Annotated in this window: 9 protein-coding genes; 1 reads left to right on the forward strand and 8 read right to left on the reverse strand. The window is 43.0% G+C overall.

Features of this window, described 5'->3' with window-relative positions:
- Position 1 precedes the first annotated feature (1 nt).
- The 8 genes from E0F88_RS12085 to E0F88_RS12120 all read right to left on the reverse strand — a co-directional run bounded on the left by E0F88_RS12085 (position 2) and on the right by E0F88_RS12120 (position 10,264).
- Positions 2 to 439, reverse strand: coding sequence for a thioredoxin family protein (locus E0F88_RS12085; protein WP_131958519.1), 438 nt, complete (start codon positions 437 to 439; stop codon positions 2 to 4).
- 15 nt (positions 440 to 454) lie between these two features.
- Positions 455 to 982: a Rieske 2Fe-2S domain-containing protein gene (locus E0F88_RS12090; protein ID WP_131958520.1), complete on the reverse strand. Its 528-nt coding sequence runs from the start codon at positions 980 to 982 to the stop codon at positions 455 to 457.
- 356 nt (positions 983 to 1,338) lie between these two features.
- Positions 1,339 to 1,845 (reverse strand): heme-binding domain-containing protein, encoded by a 507-nt coding sequence (locus tag E0F88_RS12095; RefSeq protein WP_131958521.1) that lies wholly within the window; start codon positions 1,843 to 1,845, stop codon positions 1,339 to 1,341.
- Positions 1,846 to 1,904: 59 nt separating this feature from the next.
- Positions 1,905 to 3,035, reverse strand: coding sequence for an efflux RND transporter periplasmic adaptor subunit (locus tag E0F88_RS12100; protein WP_131958522.1), 1,131 nt, complete (start codon positions 3,033 to 3,035; stop codon positions 1,905 to 1,907).
- 14 nt (positions 3,036 to 3,049) lie between these two features.
- Entirely contained in the window at positions 3,050 to 7,408 is a 4,359-nt protein-coding gene (locus E0F88_RS12105; protein WP_131958523.1) for a CusA/CzcA family heavy metal efflux RND transporter, read from the reverse strand.
- A 146-nt stretch (positions 7,409 to 7,554) separates the two neighbouring features.
- Positions 7,555 to 8,934 (reverse strand): sensor histidine kinase, encoded by a 1,380-nt coding sequence (locus E0F88_RS12110; protein WP_131958524.1) that lies wholly within the window; start codon positions 8,932 to 8,934, stop codon positions 7,555 to 7,557.
- 11 nt (positions 8,935 to 8,945) lie between these two features.
- Positions 8,946 to 9,614, reverse strand: coding sequence for a response regulator transcription factor (locus tag E0F88_RS12115; protein ID WP_131958525.1), 669 nt, complete (start codon positions 9,612 to 9,614; stop codon positions 8,946 to 8,948).
- A gap of 146 nt (positions 9,615 to 9,760) precedes the next feature.
- On the reverse strand, positions 9,761 to 10,264 hold the full coding sequence (locus tag E0F88_RS12120) for a DUF7678 domain-containing protein (RefSeq protein ID WP_131958526.1): 504 nt from the start codon (positions 10,262 to 10,264) through the stop codon (positions 9,761 to 9,763).
- A 1,360-nt stretch (positions 10,265 to 11,624) separates the two neighbouring features.
- On the opposite strand from E0F88_RS12120, the gene E0F88_RS12125 reads away from it, so the two are divergent.
- Positions 11,625 to 14,948 (forward strand): SusC/RagA family TonB-linked outer membrane protein, encoded by a 3,324-nt coding sequence (locus E0F88_RS12125; protein ID WP_131958527.1) that lies wholly within the window; start codon positions 11,625 to 11,627, stop codon positions 14,946 to 14,948.
- Positions 14,949 to 14,951: the final 3 nt, after the last annotated feature.

A 14,951-nucleotide genomic window follows, 5' to 3' on the forward strand; every position in this document is an offset into this window, starting at 1 on the left:
ACTAATTAACCGAGCCGGAATGAGAACGAATGTCTGCGATAAAGTTTGGAATCGACGGCTGATAGCCTTCCCATTCTTTGACAATATTTCCCTTATTGTCGATTAGGACCGTCAGCGGAAACAGGCCTTTGGGATTGTATTTTTCGGCCAGAGCTTCATTTTTTGCTACCTGGCTTTTTTCAAGTTGATTTTTCTTTTGTCTTGGAAAGTCAGCCCTTACCATCACAAGCTTCTGGGAGGCATAGGTCTGAAATTCAGTAGATTCGAAAACATCCTTCGTAAGTTTTATACAAGGTCCACACCAGTCGGATCCCGAAAAACTTAGCAGAATCATTTTATGCTCGGACGCGGCCTGAGATTTGGCTTCGGAAAAATCAAGCTTCCATTCTGAGCCAAAGATGGAGATAATAGTCAAAACAATAGTACTCAGCAGTTTCATAATAAATCAGCAGGGTTAGTAAATGACAACAGTGTTGCCGTCTGTGGCAACTTTGTAAATGGTAAGACCGTTTTTTCCATAGGTATTTAATCCGGATCCTGTCAGGCTGAACCGGGCCCCGTGTTGGGTGCAATAGAATTCTGTTTTGTTAAAAATGATTGCTTTTTTAGGTTCATGCGAACACGTTTGGGTAGCCGCTACCAGCACGCCGGATGAAGACTGGGCCACCACGATGCCGCTTTTTACAAGATAACCTCCAACCTTTAAAAGTGCAGCATTAGAAGTTGTCGTAAGGTCAATTTTAAGTTTTGCGCTCAGTTTATTTAATGCATCCGTTGTTATGGCCAGTTTCGTGGGAAACTTCACCGAAACCGCTCCTGTGCCGGAAATGTTTGCCGTGTCTATTGTCACCTGGGTGTCGGTCGTGGCCAGGATGGAAAGTGCATCCACAACTGTGTCCTGCTGATTTACGCAGGAAGTCAACAACGCCATCAAAGCCGGCCCCTTAAAACCGACGGATTTCAGAAACTCAATCCTTGTCATAAATTTGGGTTTTTAATTGTTCCTCAGTGTATAGCCATTACGAATACCAACCCGTTATTGTTGCGCACCATCGGCGGTCTGAAATACCCTGACTTCTCGTTTTAAGTTGCAACTTTTGGTGACAATTTATAGTTTGGATATATCTGATACTGTCTGGCTGGTCAACGTGAGATGAGATTTCTATTTGATGAGAATTTTATTTTTGTAAGTGTTTAATTATTAGTAATTTACGAATAATATGTCCGTATAGTCGATTGTTTTATTTGGACTAAACTCCATTATTTTATTTAGAATTATTCTAATAAAATAGTCTAATATTTTTTAATTTTAATTGAAAATTAATATCCCTCACCAGCTTATTTTGTTGTTACTTTCTTTCGTCTTAAAACCAGGCTATCGGCCGGGTATTGATTTTTGAGTAACGTCATTTGATTCCTGGCCCAACTTATAAGTACCTGCCGCTGCTGATCTGTGAGATTGGCCCCTTTGTGCAGTCCCAGAAAGGTGTAGGATTGCAACGGCATTTCTTTTTTTTCCACCATTTCAATCGTTTCATCGAATTTATGATTCTGAACGGCGATGGGCAGTTTTGTGAACCCGGAAAAGTTCAGCTCTCTTTTTCCTTCCCGTACGTGGTGATCCAGAAACCAGGCAACCGGCTGAATGTTATCATACCAGGGGTAGGTAGTTTTGTTACTATGGCAATCGTAACATGCAAGCTCGAGTATTTCTTTCACTTCATTTGAAACCGGATACTTCATAGCGACATTGTGCGTCTGGTTGTCAGAAAGGTTTTTTTCTGGTTTTATAAACTGGATTGTGATTAACACCAACAGCAAACCAAGGGCGATTTTTTTAAACATGTTATCAACGATTTAGAATTGGAAAATTGACCTGCCTGTTTTAGTGTGTTAGTAAAATTTTACTCTTCCGATTTATTCTTAAGAAACATCAGCAGTGAATAGGCCCCGTTCACAACACATTGTTGGCCGCCGAGCTTTTCGCTTGAACGGATTTCGGTAAAGCCATTTTCCGCAGTTCCGGTCTGAATCGGCTTCATTTCAAACTTTCCTTTGCCTTTTGGAATAAAGATGTACTGTTTATCCTCATAAGTAACAATTGCGTTATCTGGCAAAACTAACACCGACCGGTTTTGCAACTGGATGTCAGCGTTCATGAACATGCCCGGCAGCAGATCCGGTTCGTAGCGCCTGAAGTGTGAATGTATTTCTGCGGTTCTTTCCACGGATAGGTCCTTGCTGATCAGGATGATTTCGCATTCGTATTTCTTCTCAGGATTGTCATTGGTGTAAGCCAGAATTTGCTGGCCAATCTTAACTTTATCAAGGTCTTTTTCAAAAACTTTGAGGGCAAGATGAATATCGGTTGGGTTGATCAGTTCAAAAAGCACTTCGGTAGCAGCGACGTATCTGCCAATGTTTACATTTACTTTTGACACATAACCATTGATGGGTGAGAGAATATTGACACTTCGGGAGATATTTTCCTTCGACAACTTGTCAGGATTGATTCCCGCCAATTTTAACTTTTCAGACAACGATCTGATCATTATCTGCTGGCTTTGATAGTCAGACTCAGCCTGTTGAAAAATTTTGTCACTGCTCGATTTGCTTTTGTTCAGTTCTTTTTGCCGCAGATAATCATTTTCAAGATATTTCAACTGCGCTTTTCCGGTCAGATAATCCTGCTGAAGCTGAATGTATTGCTGGTCTTCCATCACAGCCAGAATTTCTCCCTTTTTTACCCGTGTTCCCGGCAGCAATTTTGTGGTTTTAAGATAACCTCCAAGCGGAACGCTTATTGAAACGATGTTTTGTGGAGGGACATCAATTTTCCCATATAACTTCAAGGTGGATGAAATCTGCTTTTTTTCAGGTAAAGCCGTTTTTATTCCTGCGTTTTGAATTTGTTTGAAAGTCAGGATCGCAAGATTTTGGTTGACATATGTTTTCGGCGCATTTTGTTCTTTTTCATTGTTTTTTGAACAACTCAGCGTCAAGAAGGCAACTGCTGCATATATGATCATTTTCATAAATAGTGGCTGTTTTAATTTTCCAGATATGCGTTTAGCTCAATTGCTTTACTGTTCAGGTTCATCAGTGCATCCAGGTATTGACTGCGGATAGATGTTGCATGGTTTACAAGCTGCACCCATTGAAGATAATTGATGCTTCCGGCGGTAAGTTGTTCATTGGCCGTTCTGACAATCATTTCGGCACTCTGTAATCCTTCGGTTTCATAATACTGTGCCGCTGCCAGGAGTTTTCTGTATTCGGTTCGGGCTGAAATATATTCTGATCTGAAAATTTGATTTTCAGCCACGTAATTTTGATCAGCGATATGCTTATTTATCCTGGCGGAAATGACTCTGGCCCTTTGCGCTCCTGCGAAAAGGGGTATTCCAATACCGATTTGCCCGGAATGAAATCTCTGGGAAGCTGTATAGGTTTTGTCGTTGGCGCCTGTTCCGCGCATACTCATGTTGTTGTAACCCAGGCTCACCTGTGGTAAAAGCTTGGTTTTTTCCGTATCAATCGTCGCCGCTGCGGTCCGCTGCTGTTGTTTAAGCAGTCGCATTTGAGGGTGATTGTCCAAAGGCACCGAATCGTTGGCGATCACCGGGGTAAATTTGCTGTCCGTTTCGGCCGGTTCAAGCGCTTCAGGTGCATTAAGTAGTAGTTGAAACTGTAATTTGCTCAGAATCAGATCGAATTCCAGTTGCTGTCTCTGCAATTTTGTTTCAGCCAGCTGTGTTTCTATGGTTAATTTTTCGAGAATGTCACTTTCTCCTTTTTCCAGACGCTGCTGCACTCTTTGAGAAAAGCCCGTATACAAGCTATCCAACGATTCGAGAAGTTCAAGTTTTTTGCCTTGAAAAAGGATTAGATAGAATACCTGTCCAACATTTCTGTTCAGCTCATTTTCCCGAACGGCGACATTCAAAACGCTGGCAGCAAGCTCACTTTGATAGAGTATTCGCTGCCGTGCGTATACAACCGGAAGGCTTACCGACTGTGTGATATTGAAGCGTGTATCAGAGTAGTAGCTATTGATCTGTCCTGCTTCAAACTGGAAATTTGTTTGCGGCACAACCGCTGCTGTCTGTATCAATGCTTTCTGATATTGTGTGCGGAGCTTCTCTGTTTTTAGATTCTGGTTGTTGGCCAAAGCGATTTGCCGGGCTGTTTTCAAATCGATCTTTTTTTGCGAAAAAGCGCAGTTGCTGACTGACAGGAAAAAAAATGAAATCAGAAATGAAAGTAAAGCCGCCTTGCTTTTCAGCTTAAATTTAAAACCATTTTCAAAAAAAAGATATAGAACCGGTAAGACAAAAAGGGTCAGAAAGGTCGCTACCAGAAGCCCTCCGATGACTACAGTTGCAAGAGGGCGCTGCACTTCTGCACCGGCTCCGCTGCTTACGGCCATGGGAAAGAATCCCAGAGATGCTACAAAAGCTGTCATTAATACCGGCCTGAGCCGATGCTGTGTTCCTTCCAGAATCGCCTGCCTGATATCTTTTTGGCCGTCTTTCCGGATTCGGTTAAATTCTGCAACAAGGACAATTCCGTTTAAAACGGCAACGCCAAAAAGTGCTATAAAACCAACTCCTGCACTAATACTAAAAGGCATTCCGCGTAAAGCAAGAAAAAAGATGCCCCCGATGGCAGACAGTGGGATGGCTGAGTATATCAATAGCCCGTCCTTGACAGAATTAAATGCAAAAAATAAAAGCACAAAAATCAGTACCAACGAAACAGGTACAGCGATCATTAGCCGCTGTTTGGCAGCGTTGAGATTTTCAAACGATCCTCCGTAGGTAATGTAGTAACCGGTGGGGAGTTTAAGATTTTTGTTGACTTTTGTTTGCAGCTCGTTAACAATCGTCTGCACATCTCTTCCTGCAATATTGAATCCAACAATGATCCGTCTTTTGGCATCTTCCCTTTGTATCTGGTTTGGGCCGTTTTGAATTTTCACTTCGGCTAACTGATATAGCGGAATCTGATTTCCATTCGCGAGCGGTATGAGCAGGTTTTGGATGTCTGCAAGGTTTTTCTTCCGTTCTCCACTCAGTTTTACGACCAGTTCGAAACGTTTTTCACCTTCGAAAACCATTCCCGTAATTTGTCCTGCCAAGGCCGTATTGACTGTTCGGTTCGCAGCTGAAATTCCAAGACCGAACTGCGCCAGAGCACTTCTGTTGTAACGTATTGTTACCTGCGGCATTCCTGAAACCGCTTCGATGTAGAGGTTTTTTGTTCCCTTAACCTGGCCGGCCTGCGCACCGAGTTGTGTTGCCAGCATCGCGAGCGTATCGAGATTCTCCCCAAATACTTTGCAGACCACATCCTGTCTGGCTCCTGTCATAAGTTCATTAAACCGCATCTGAACCGGAAACTGAAATCCGGCTGTAATTCCCGGGACCTCTTTTAATGCCTCACTCATTTTTTCAGATAGCTCCGGAAAAGTTTTGGCGGAGGTCCAATCATTTTTGTCTTTTAAAATCACCATCATGTCGCTGGCCTCCATCGGCATCGGGTCGGTCGGGACTTCTCCGCTCCCGATTTTGGTAACTATTTTCAAAACTTCGGGAAACTGTGATTTCAGAATGTGAGCGGCCTTTTGTGTGTTTGCAATAGTTGTCGTCAGGTTGCTTCCGGTCAACACGCGGGTGTCGACAGCAAAATCGCCCTCTTCCAAAGCAGGGATAAACTCACCGCCAAGGCTCGTCAATACGTATATCGCAGAGCCAAACAGGATCGATACAGCCAGTAGAATCATTTTTGGATGTATAATTACACGCTCGAGTGCGGAACGGTATTTGCCAGAAAGTTTGTCCATGATCCGATCGGAAAAGCCAGGTGCAGTCTTGATTTTTTTACTTAAGAATACAGCGCTCATCATTGGAATGTAGGTCAGCGACAAAATAAATGCACCCAGAAGAGCAAAGGCAACGGTCTGTGCCATAGGTTTGAACATCTTTCCTTCAATTCCCTGCAATGTAAATATCGGAAGGTAAACGATTAGAATAATGACCTGCCCAAAAACGGCACTATTCATCATCCGGTCTGCGGATTCGCTGACCTCCTGATCCATCTGAACTTGGGTGATCTTCGGAAGTCCGGTGAACTTTTTGCTATGCGTAATCTGGTGCATGACCGCTTCGACGATAATGACGGCTCCGTCCACAATCAATCCGAAGTCCAGAGCGCCCAGACTCATCAGATTTCCGCTTACACCAAATGTATTCATCATGATCACAGCGAACAGCATTGCCAGAGGTATCACGGATGCCACCAGAAGACCTGCTCTTAGATTGCCCAAAAACAACACCAGGACAAAGACAACAATAAGGGCACCTTCGAGCAAATTTTTTTCAACGGTTCCTATGGCATTGTTGACCATTTTGGTGCGATCCAGAAATGCTTCTATTACAACGCCTTCCGGAAGAGTATTTTGGATCTGCGCTACACGCTCTTTCACATTTCTAATCACCTCGCTGCTGTTTGCACCCTTCAGCATCATCACCACGGCTCCCGCCACCTCTCCTTTGTCGTTGTAGGTCATTGCGCCGTAACGTGTTGCGAAGCCGGTCTTTACATCGGCAACATCCCGGATCAGTAATGGCTGGCCGTCAGAGAGATTTTTTACAGAAATATTTTTTATATCATCCAGGTTTTCAACTAATCCTTCGCTTCGAATAAACAGCACGGTCGGACCTTTTTCTATGTATGCACCTCCTGTATTCTCATTATTGTTTTCCAGTGCAACAAAGACATCACTAATGGTTATGCCGTACGAAAGCAGTTTCTGCGGATCAATTTCGATCGAATATTGTTTGAGTTTTCCTCCAAAGCTGCTTACTTCGGCAACGCCTTTAACGCCCAGCAACTGCCGGCGTACGATCCAGTCCTGAATCGTACGAAGATCCGTCTCGTTGTAACGATGCTCGTAGCCTTGTTTTGGCCTGACCACATACTGATAAATTTCTCCCAGACCGGTACTGATCGGGCCAAGTTCAGGGGTTCCTATTCCCTTTGGAATTTCGTTCTGTACTTTTCCAAGTCGCTCGGAAACCTGTTGTCTTGCCCAGTAAATGTCGACATCGTCCTCAAAAACAATGGTCACCAGCGACAAGCCAAACCGTGAAAAACTGCGAATTTCTTTTAAACCCGAAATGTTGTTGTTGGCCTGTTCAATCGGAAAGGTCACGAGTCGTTCTATGTCGGTGGCTCCAAAGGAGGGAGCAATGGTGATTACCTGGACCTGGTTGTTTGTAATATCCGGGACGGCATCTATGGGAAGCTTTGTGAGCTCGTAAGTTCCGTAGCCCACCAGGGCGACCACGAAGAGCGCTACAATGAGCTTGTTACCAACGGCAAATCCGATTATTTTATTTAACATAAGGATTTATTGAACCGACAGTAGGTTAAATACTTAACTGTCAGACGCTTTGTTGTGATAAACAGAAAGTCGGTATGAATCGCTGTTACGGATCAAAAGTAACCCTGGTATTCTTAGATTTGTCTCAAGGGTATCTTAAAGTTCTCTTAAGATCTGAAAACAAAACTGGCTGTCGTTCCGTTGCCAGGCTGACTTTCAATTAAGAATTCAATGCGCAGCAACTCGCACATTCTTTTCACAATTGACAAACCTAATCCGTTGCCTGTGATATGTGGGTGTTGCAAAGGGTTTGAACGGTAGAAGGGTTTTAAGATTTTCTCTATTTCATTCGCTTCAATTCCTATTCCTTTATCTGCAACTGAATAGATTATTTCTGAATCGTTTTTGCTGATCCTGATTCTGATTCTTCCACTTTGGGTTGAGTACTTCACAGCGTTTGAAATCACGTTTTCAATGATGATATCAACAACATACGGATCATAGTATACGCAGTATTGATCTTCCGTATCAAAACTGACTGAAATCCCTTTTTCTAAAATTTGCTGTTGCTGTCGCAGCAGAATCGTTGCTGTCAGTTCCGACAGGTCGATCTTTTGGTGATCCATCGCTTTTTTTTGGCTTTCGAATCGGGCCAGCAGAAGCAATTGATCTACCAGATAGCTGATTCTGTTGATCTCCTTAATCGCAAATGCCACTTTGTCTTTATATTCCTGAATGGATCGGGGTTTACGGATTAGAACTTCCAAAGTTCCTTTAATGACTGCAAGCGGTGTTCTTAATTCATGAGAAGCGTCAGAAGTAAACTGTTTTTCACGTTCTACGGCATTTTCGATACGATCCATCAGATCGTTGATGGTAACGACCAGTTTTCGCAGCTCATCTTTACTGGCAGGCACCGGAATTCGGGCCGTGAGATTCTCATTAGTTATCTTACCTGCCGTTGAAATAACACTCAGCACGGGCTGAATACTTTTGCCTGCGATAAACCTTGTCACAAAAAACAGCACCAGCAACACAACCGGAAAACAAATTAATAACACGCTTTTAAGGTTGTACAGTACTTTTTCAGACTCCGTAATTGGAATAGCAACAATCAGATAACCAGCAATTTCGCTCTTATCTTTAAGCGCTACCTGTATCTGTACGATGGCCTGGCCTTTGAGTTGCGTTTGAAAGAAGGCCTTATTTTCCTGCGACAGGTCGGTATTCAGGCCATCAAGTTTCAGATTTGGTGATTTTTCTATAATAATTCCACGGCTGTCCGTTATTTGAACAAACACCGGATTTATTTCCAGTTCGCGATGTTCTCTCTCCAGCCATTCGGCTTTGTCAGCGATAAAGGGCATTCCGTCTTTTACGCCAACCTCGTAAAAGTGTTTATCAGCTTCTAAATTGATTTCGTTTCTAAGTTCGTTAAAAACGGTAAGACTGACGATGTTATAGATAACAAAGAAAATGACAGCCACTAAAAATGCAGTGCTTAAAGTAAAATTCAGCGCGATCTTGTTTTTAAAGGAAGTTGCCATTATCGTTTCGGTCAGATCTCTTTTGCAATATAACCGATTCCCCGAATGGTCTGAATGTAATCCTCTTCTTTTGCCAGTTTAAGTTTTTTTCTTAATGAATTGATATATACATCGATCACACCCGTATTGTATTCAAAATGGATGTCCCAGACGCTTTCGATAATTCTGGTCCTGCGGCACACTTTACCTTTATTTCGCAGTAGATATTCCAGCAGTCCAAACTCTTTTTGGGTAAGTTTTATCTCTTCGGTTTCTTTAAAAACCTGATGTGATTGGGTGTCAATACGTATCGGACCCAGTGTAAACTCGGCTTGTTCTCCAGACACCGGACGCAGTTGAACTTTTATCCTTTCCAAAAGTTCATCGAAACTGAAAGGCTTTTTGATGTAATCGTTGGCTCCTGACTGTAAACCTAAGATCGTGTCCTGGACTGTATCGCGTGCGGTGAGGAATATGACAGGTGTCTTGGCAAAATGTTTTCTAAATTCACAACAAATCTCCAAACCACTTTTGCCGGGTAACATCCAGTCCAAAAGCAACAGATCATAGTTGCCTGTAAGAGCCATGTCCAGACCGGCTGTTCCTTCACTGGCTACATCTACTGCGTAAGATTCTTCCTCTAATCCCTGCTGAAGAAAATTCAGGATACCCTTTTCGTCTTCTGCTATCAGGATTCTCATAGATGTAATTTTAAGCGGGTTAAACCTTTAATGGAAAGTCTGATTACTTCATGCGACTTAGGCAGCTAAGTAAATGGTATGAGACTTTAAATTATCTTAAATAATTCTTAAGATCGCCTTAAAATTTGTCGACAGCCACTTCCCGGTTACCTAAGGCGTCGTTTCTTGATATATTGTTCGCCTGAGCTATCCAGCAAAACTTTTACCTTATTATATAACGGTTCAGCAATTTTGCTGGGCTTGATATCCCAGCCTCGGTCATAATTTACAATGCATGCTCCAATGAAGCTCTTGCTGTCTTCGAGCACCTGCGGATCCCAGATAGAAAGCTTCGAGACTTTCCCCTTATCAATTCCGGACTTTGAAGGTAACTTGAGAAATAAAGCCGAAAACTCATATTTATCAACCGTGCCAGATATCCAGAACGCTCCTGACGTGCTTGACTCAGCCGTAAGATTCTTTAACTCTGCCTGAATTTCATTTTCCTTTGGCGGCTGGATATCTATATTTTGTTTTCTAAGATATTCGTCGATTGCTCTCATAGAGTGTTCCAATGGATCCAGACCGTCGAACTCACTCAATTCATGCAGCCTTCGGCTTTGAGATTCCGTAAGCGGAATCGTTTTGCGAAGCTTCTTTTGCTGTATCATGTGTGTAAATGTTGAGTTTGCTCCAAAATTACACAGGTTAAAAAAGATTTAACACTTAAGTTAAAATTTAGAATTATTCCTATTATTAATACGCACCCTGTATTTTATGTACCTCCCACCGGTTGACCGCTCTACAACCAACCGCTTGTGTCCTCAGACGGCAGATGCTGTGGTTATCACAATCGCAGTAGGCCCGGCTGGAAACCTGCTACTGTTTATTACCAGACCTGTAAATCAGAAAAACCCAAATAAAAATGATTATGACTAACAAAATCAGAATATCGTTTTCTCGTGTGATTCGTAGAGCCATAATTCCTTTTGATTTTTATGACATTGTTAAGTACTATTCATAAAGCAAAGTAACAAGTTGACTGTTGGCAGCTAATAGAATTTGTTGATCATTTTAACGTCTAATGATTTGTGTGTATAGGTGAGATAAATAATTAATCGATTTGCTTTAGGTTATGGTCAAATGTATAAAGATAAATGTCTTGGTATTCTTAAGGTTTTCTTAAGTTTTTTAAAATAAAGGCAAGTTTGATCAATCACAATCAAATATCCGATAAGTAGTTATCATATACGTTACGAAGTAGTTTGATGGTATTTTGTGGTTGTTGGTATTCAATGATCCTTCGTTATTCTAACGGGAATAGGCTGTCCGATAAGTTAGGCTAAGAATTTGTACTGCACGTCCGATATTTTTGTGTAAATTTTTCATTACATCAGACAGAGTGACTACAAGTCTGGTGCTTGCTGGATGAAATTCCATATGACCCCAAGGTCATTAATATTCAGGCTGCAAATAATAATCTAAGTTTGGCTAAACTAAAAGTGGGTGTATTGACAGCATCCTATGACTCTTAGGCTGATTTTGCCTTCCATCGACTGCCTGCTGAGTTTGGTTGTGCCGCAGCTCCTGCCTGGTAAACCTTGCTCCATGCCTAAATCCCGTCCGGTATTTCAAAAAAATTATTGTCAATCTGAAATAGACGTGCCCGTTCTGCATTGATCGCTATACTCTGAACGAATTGTGTCAGGGTTAGCTCCAGGCCGCATAACCGGGCATTCTGGCCAGCGTGGAGTTCTTTTCAAACCGCTAACACAAAAGGGTATCTAAAACGTTTTCCTTTGTAAAATAATAAAATAATTATATTTTTTGTTATTTTAGGCCTATAATCTAAAAATTATGAAATTGTTAAATCAGCATTTCACGAAAGTAGTTTTACCAACATTTACAGAATTTTGTGACGGTTCTGCTGGTGGTCGTTTGCTGTATAATAATGGCTCCGCGGCCAGGGGTTGTTGTTAATTGCCTATTTATTCACTTCAATTTATTTTCACATAAAACACATCTACACGTATGCATTGCTGTAAAAACAAGGTTTCTTCCTTGGGGAGTGCCTTACAAAGCTCGCTGGCTCAGCTTGCGTTAATCGCCCTGGTGGGCGCTGCAAGCTTGGCTGAAACTCCGGAGAAGTCCGGAATTTTGACTTCACCGGCCAAATCCTCCATAAACTCATTCGATTCCCAGCCGGATCAACTAATAACCGGTAAAGTGACTGACGCTGCCACGCCGACAGGACTACCAGGAGTAAACGTTGTAATTAAGGGAAGTCAGACAGGAACCGTAACTGATGCCAACGGTAACTATAGTCTGAGCGTTCCGGATGCTGGCGCGGTATTGGTATTCTCATACGTTGGCTATCTTAGCCAGGAAATTCAAACCGGGTCAAAAAGCAATATCAGTGTACAACTAATAGCAGATTCAAAATCTCTTAGTGAGGTGGTAGTGGTTGGTTACGGAACACAAAAGCGGGTTAACCTAACCGGCGCGGTCGACCAGGTCGGTCAGGAAGTATTTCAAAACAGACCCATTCCTAATATCGCACAGGGGCTGGTCGGCGCGGTGCCCAACCTGAACTTAAGAATGCTTGACGGAAAACCCACGCAATCCCCAAGCTTCAATATCCGTGGAACGACTTCGATCGGGCAGGGTGGAAATGCATTGGTGCTCATCGACGGTGTTGAGGCGGATCCGCGTTTTTTAAATCCAAATGATATAGAAAGCATATCAGTGCTTAAAGATGCCGCATCAGCTTCAATTTATGGTGCAAGGGCTGCATTCGGAGTCGTGCTGATTACAACCAAAACTCCCAAAGAGGGGAAAGTAGCCATTTCTTATTCTGCAAATTATTCCATAAAATCACCGACCGAAGTCCCGGATAACATTACGGATTCTTATCCATGGGCGCAAGGTTTCAGCGATGCCTGGTCGCGTTGGAATGACAACGGAAGTACGCCAACGGCCATTAATAAAACCATTAGCTTTTCGCCTGCCTACCTCGCTGAGATAAAAAGAAGATGGGAGGATCCGTCACTGCCCAGGGTAGAGGTAAATCCGTCGACTGGTGAATATCAGTACTACTACAGCACGGATTGGTATAAAGAATTATATAAGGAGCGTTTTAGTGCCCAGGATCATAATTTATCACTTTCAGGAGGCAGTGACAAAGCTACATTTTATCTCAGCGGTCGTTATAACGGACAGAGCGGTCTGTTTCGCTACAATACCGACGATTACCAGATGTACAACTTACGTGCAAAGGGAAGTATACAGGTAGCTCCATGGCTAAGAATCGACAACAACACCGAATATTCTACCCAAAAATATCATCAACCCCTGAACGTAGGTGAGGGAAGCGGAATTTATCGAAACATCGCTGATGAAGGACATCCATTGGCACCGTTGCTAAACCCGGACGGAACCCTGTCTTTCTCCGCAGCTTACACCGTCGGCGATTATTACATTGGCCGCAATGGAATTGATAATACGCAGCGTTTTTTGAAAAATAAGATATCGGCAAAGTCAGAATTCTTTGATAAAGCGCTTTCCGTACGTGCTGACCTTACTTTTCAAAGCACCGATATTGGAACCCAGCAAAACCGCGTGCAGGTGCCTTACAGCCGGGCTAAGGGCGTTCTTGGCTATACGGGTACAAATACAAATGATATTCTGGAAAGGAAAAGAACGACCAATTATCTGGCTACGAACTTTTATGCTGATTATACCAAATCGTTTAATAACATCCATAATTTCTCTTTATTAGCCGGATTTAACTACGAACAATCAGTTTATAGTAACCTTTCTGCTCAGCGTAACGGAATTGTTTATGCAGGTGCTGACGACATCAATCTGGCATTAGGCCAGAGTATTGTAACCAGCGGAGGCTATCAGAAATGGGCCATCGCCGGAGGTTTCTTCCGTGTAAATTATAATTTCCGCGAACGTTATCTATTGGAAGTAAACGGGCGCTATGATGGTTCCTCTAAATTTCCAACTACACAGCAGTGGGCATTTTTTCCTTCTGTTTCCGCCGGATGGCGAATTTCCGAGGAAGGATTCTGGAAGGTTAATCCCAAAGTGCTCTCGAATGTAAAACTGCGCGGGTCGTACGGCTCGCTGGGAAATGGTAATATAGATCCTTATTCTTTTTATGAAAAGTTCGGGATCTCACAATCAGGCCGTGTTATCAATGGCATACGTCCGCAGGTAACCCGCCAGCCAGGCGTAGTTCCGCAAGGGCTGACCTGGGAAACTTCTACAACCGGCAACGTGGGTCTTGAGTTCAGTTCGCTCAACAAACGACTGAGTTTTGTCGGGGATATGTATCGCCGCTGGACATCCGATATGTTTACTGTCGGGCCTACTGTTCCTGCAATTTTTGGTACAACAGTGCCAAAAGGCAATTATGCTGATTTGAAAACCAGTGGCTGGGAGCTGTCTTTAAACTGGTCTGATCATTTCACAATGGCCTCACGTCCTTTTAACTACAGCGCTCGCTTTACGCTTGCGGATTCCAAAGCCATTATCACCAAATACAACAATCCTGATAAAAATCTAACAGATTACTATGAAGGTCAGCAGGTAGGTGAAATTTGGGGCTACCGCGTAGAAGGCCTTTTCAAATCTCAGGCTGAGATTGCCGATTCGCCTTCACAAAGTAATATTCCCAGCACCAATACGAGAAAATCATACGTGGGCGATCTAAAATTTAGAAACCTCGACGGGGACAATGTGATTTACCAGGGGTTAAACCGGGTAGGTAATTCGGGAGATAAAACCATTATCGGTAACTCTGAGCCCCGCTACACCTATGGTCTGAACCTCTCGGGGGACTGGAGCGGGTTTTTTCTGGCCGGTTTTTTTCAGGGTGTTATGAAGCAAAACTGGTATCCCTCCGCAGAAGCACGTTTTTGGGGACAATATAACCGCCCGTACAATGCGTATCCGAGATGGCAGCAGGATAATATGTTCCGTGAGGAACTTGGCAATTTCGATGCCTATCTGCCTCGTCTGGTTGGATACATTGCTCAAAGCAATCGTGCACTGCATGTTGCCAACGACCGGTATTTGCAAAATGCGGGTTATATCCGCCTGAGAAGTCTGCAAATTGGATATACGATTCCAAACCGAATTGTTTCTAAAATCCATGCACGCGATCTGAAAGTGTATTTGTCGGGGGAAAACCTTTGGACCTGGTCGCCGATGTATAAGTGGACACGCGATACGGATGTAACCAGTATTTTCGGTTCTGACCGCGATTTAAGCGGCGGAACAAGCGGAGACGGATATAACTATCCTATGCTGAAAGCAGTTTCAGTAGGTCTTACCCTTAACTTTTGATTC

The organism is Dyadobacter psychrotolerans (assembly GCF_004349265.1).
GTDB classification, from domain to species: domain Bacteria; phylum Bacteroidota; class Bacteroidia; order Cytophagales; family Spirosomataceae; genus Dyadobacter; species Dyadobacter psychrotolerans.

Coding starts and splice junctions, on each gene's coding strand:
- E0F88_RS12120 (WP_131958526.1), bottom strand. CDS start 10,264: ATGATACAGCAAAAGAAGCTTCGCAAAACGATTCCGCTTACGGAATCT.
- E0F88_RS12085 (WP_131958519.1), bottom strand. CDS start 439: ATGAAACTGCTGAGTACTATTGTTTTGACTATTATCTCCATCTTTGGC.
- E0F88_RS12105 (WP_131958523.1), bottom strand. CDS start 7,408: ATGTTAAATAAAATAATCGGATTTGCCGTTGGTAACAAGCTCATTGTA.
- E0F88_RS12125 (WP_131958527.1), top strand. CDS start 11,625: ATGCATTGCTGTAAAAACAAGGTTTCTTCCTTGGGGAGTGCCTTACAA.
- E0F88_RS12095 (WP_131958521.1), bottom strand. CDS start 1,845: ATGTTTAAAAAAATCGCCCTTGGTTTGCTGTTGGTGTTAATCACAATC.
- E0F88_RS12115 (WP_131958525.1), bottom strand. CDS start 9,614: ATGAGAATCCTGATAGCAGAAGACGAAAAGGGTATCCTGAATTTTCTT.
- E0F88_RS12100 (WP_131958522.1), bottom strand. CDS start 3,035: ATGAAAATGATCATATATGCAGCAGTTGCCTTCTTGACGCTGAGTTGT.
- E0F88_RS12090 (WP_131958520.1), bottom strand. CDS start 982: ATGACAAGGATTGAGTTTCTGAAATCCGTCGGTTTTAAGGGGCCGGCT.
- E0F88_RS12110 (WP_131958524.1), bottom strand. CDS start 8,934: ATGGCAACTTCCTTTAAAAACAAGATCGCGCTGAATTTTACTTTAAGC.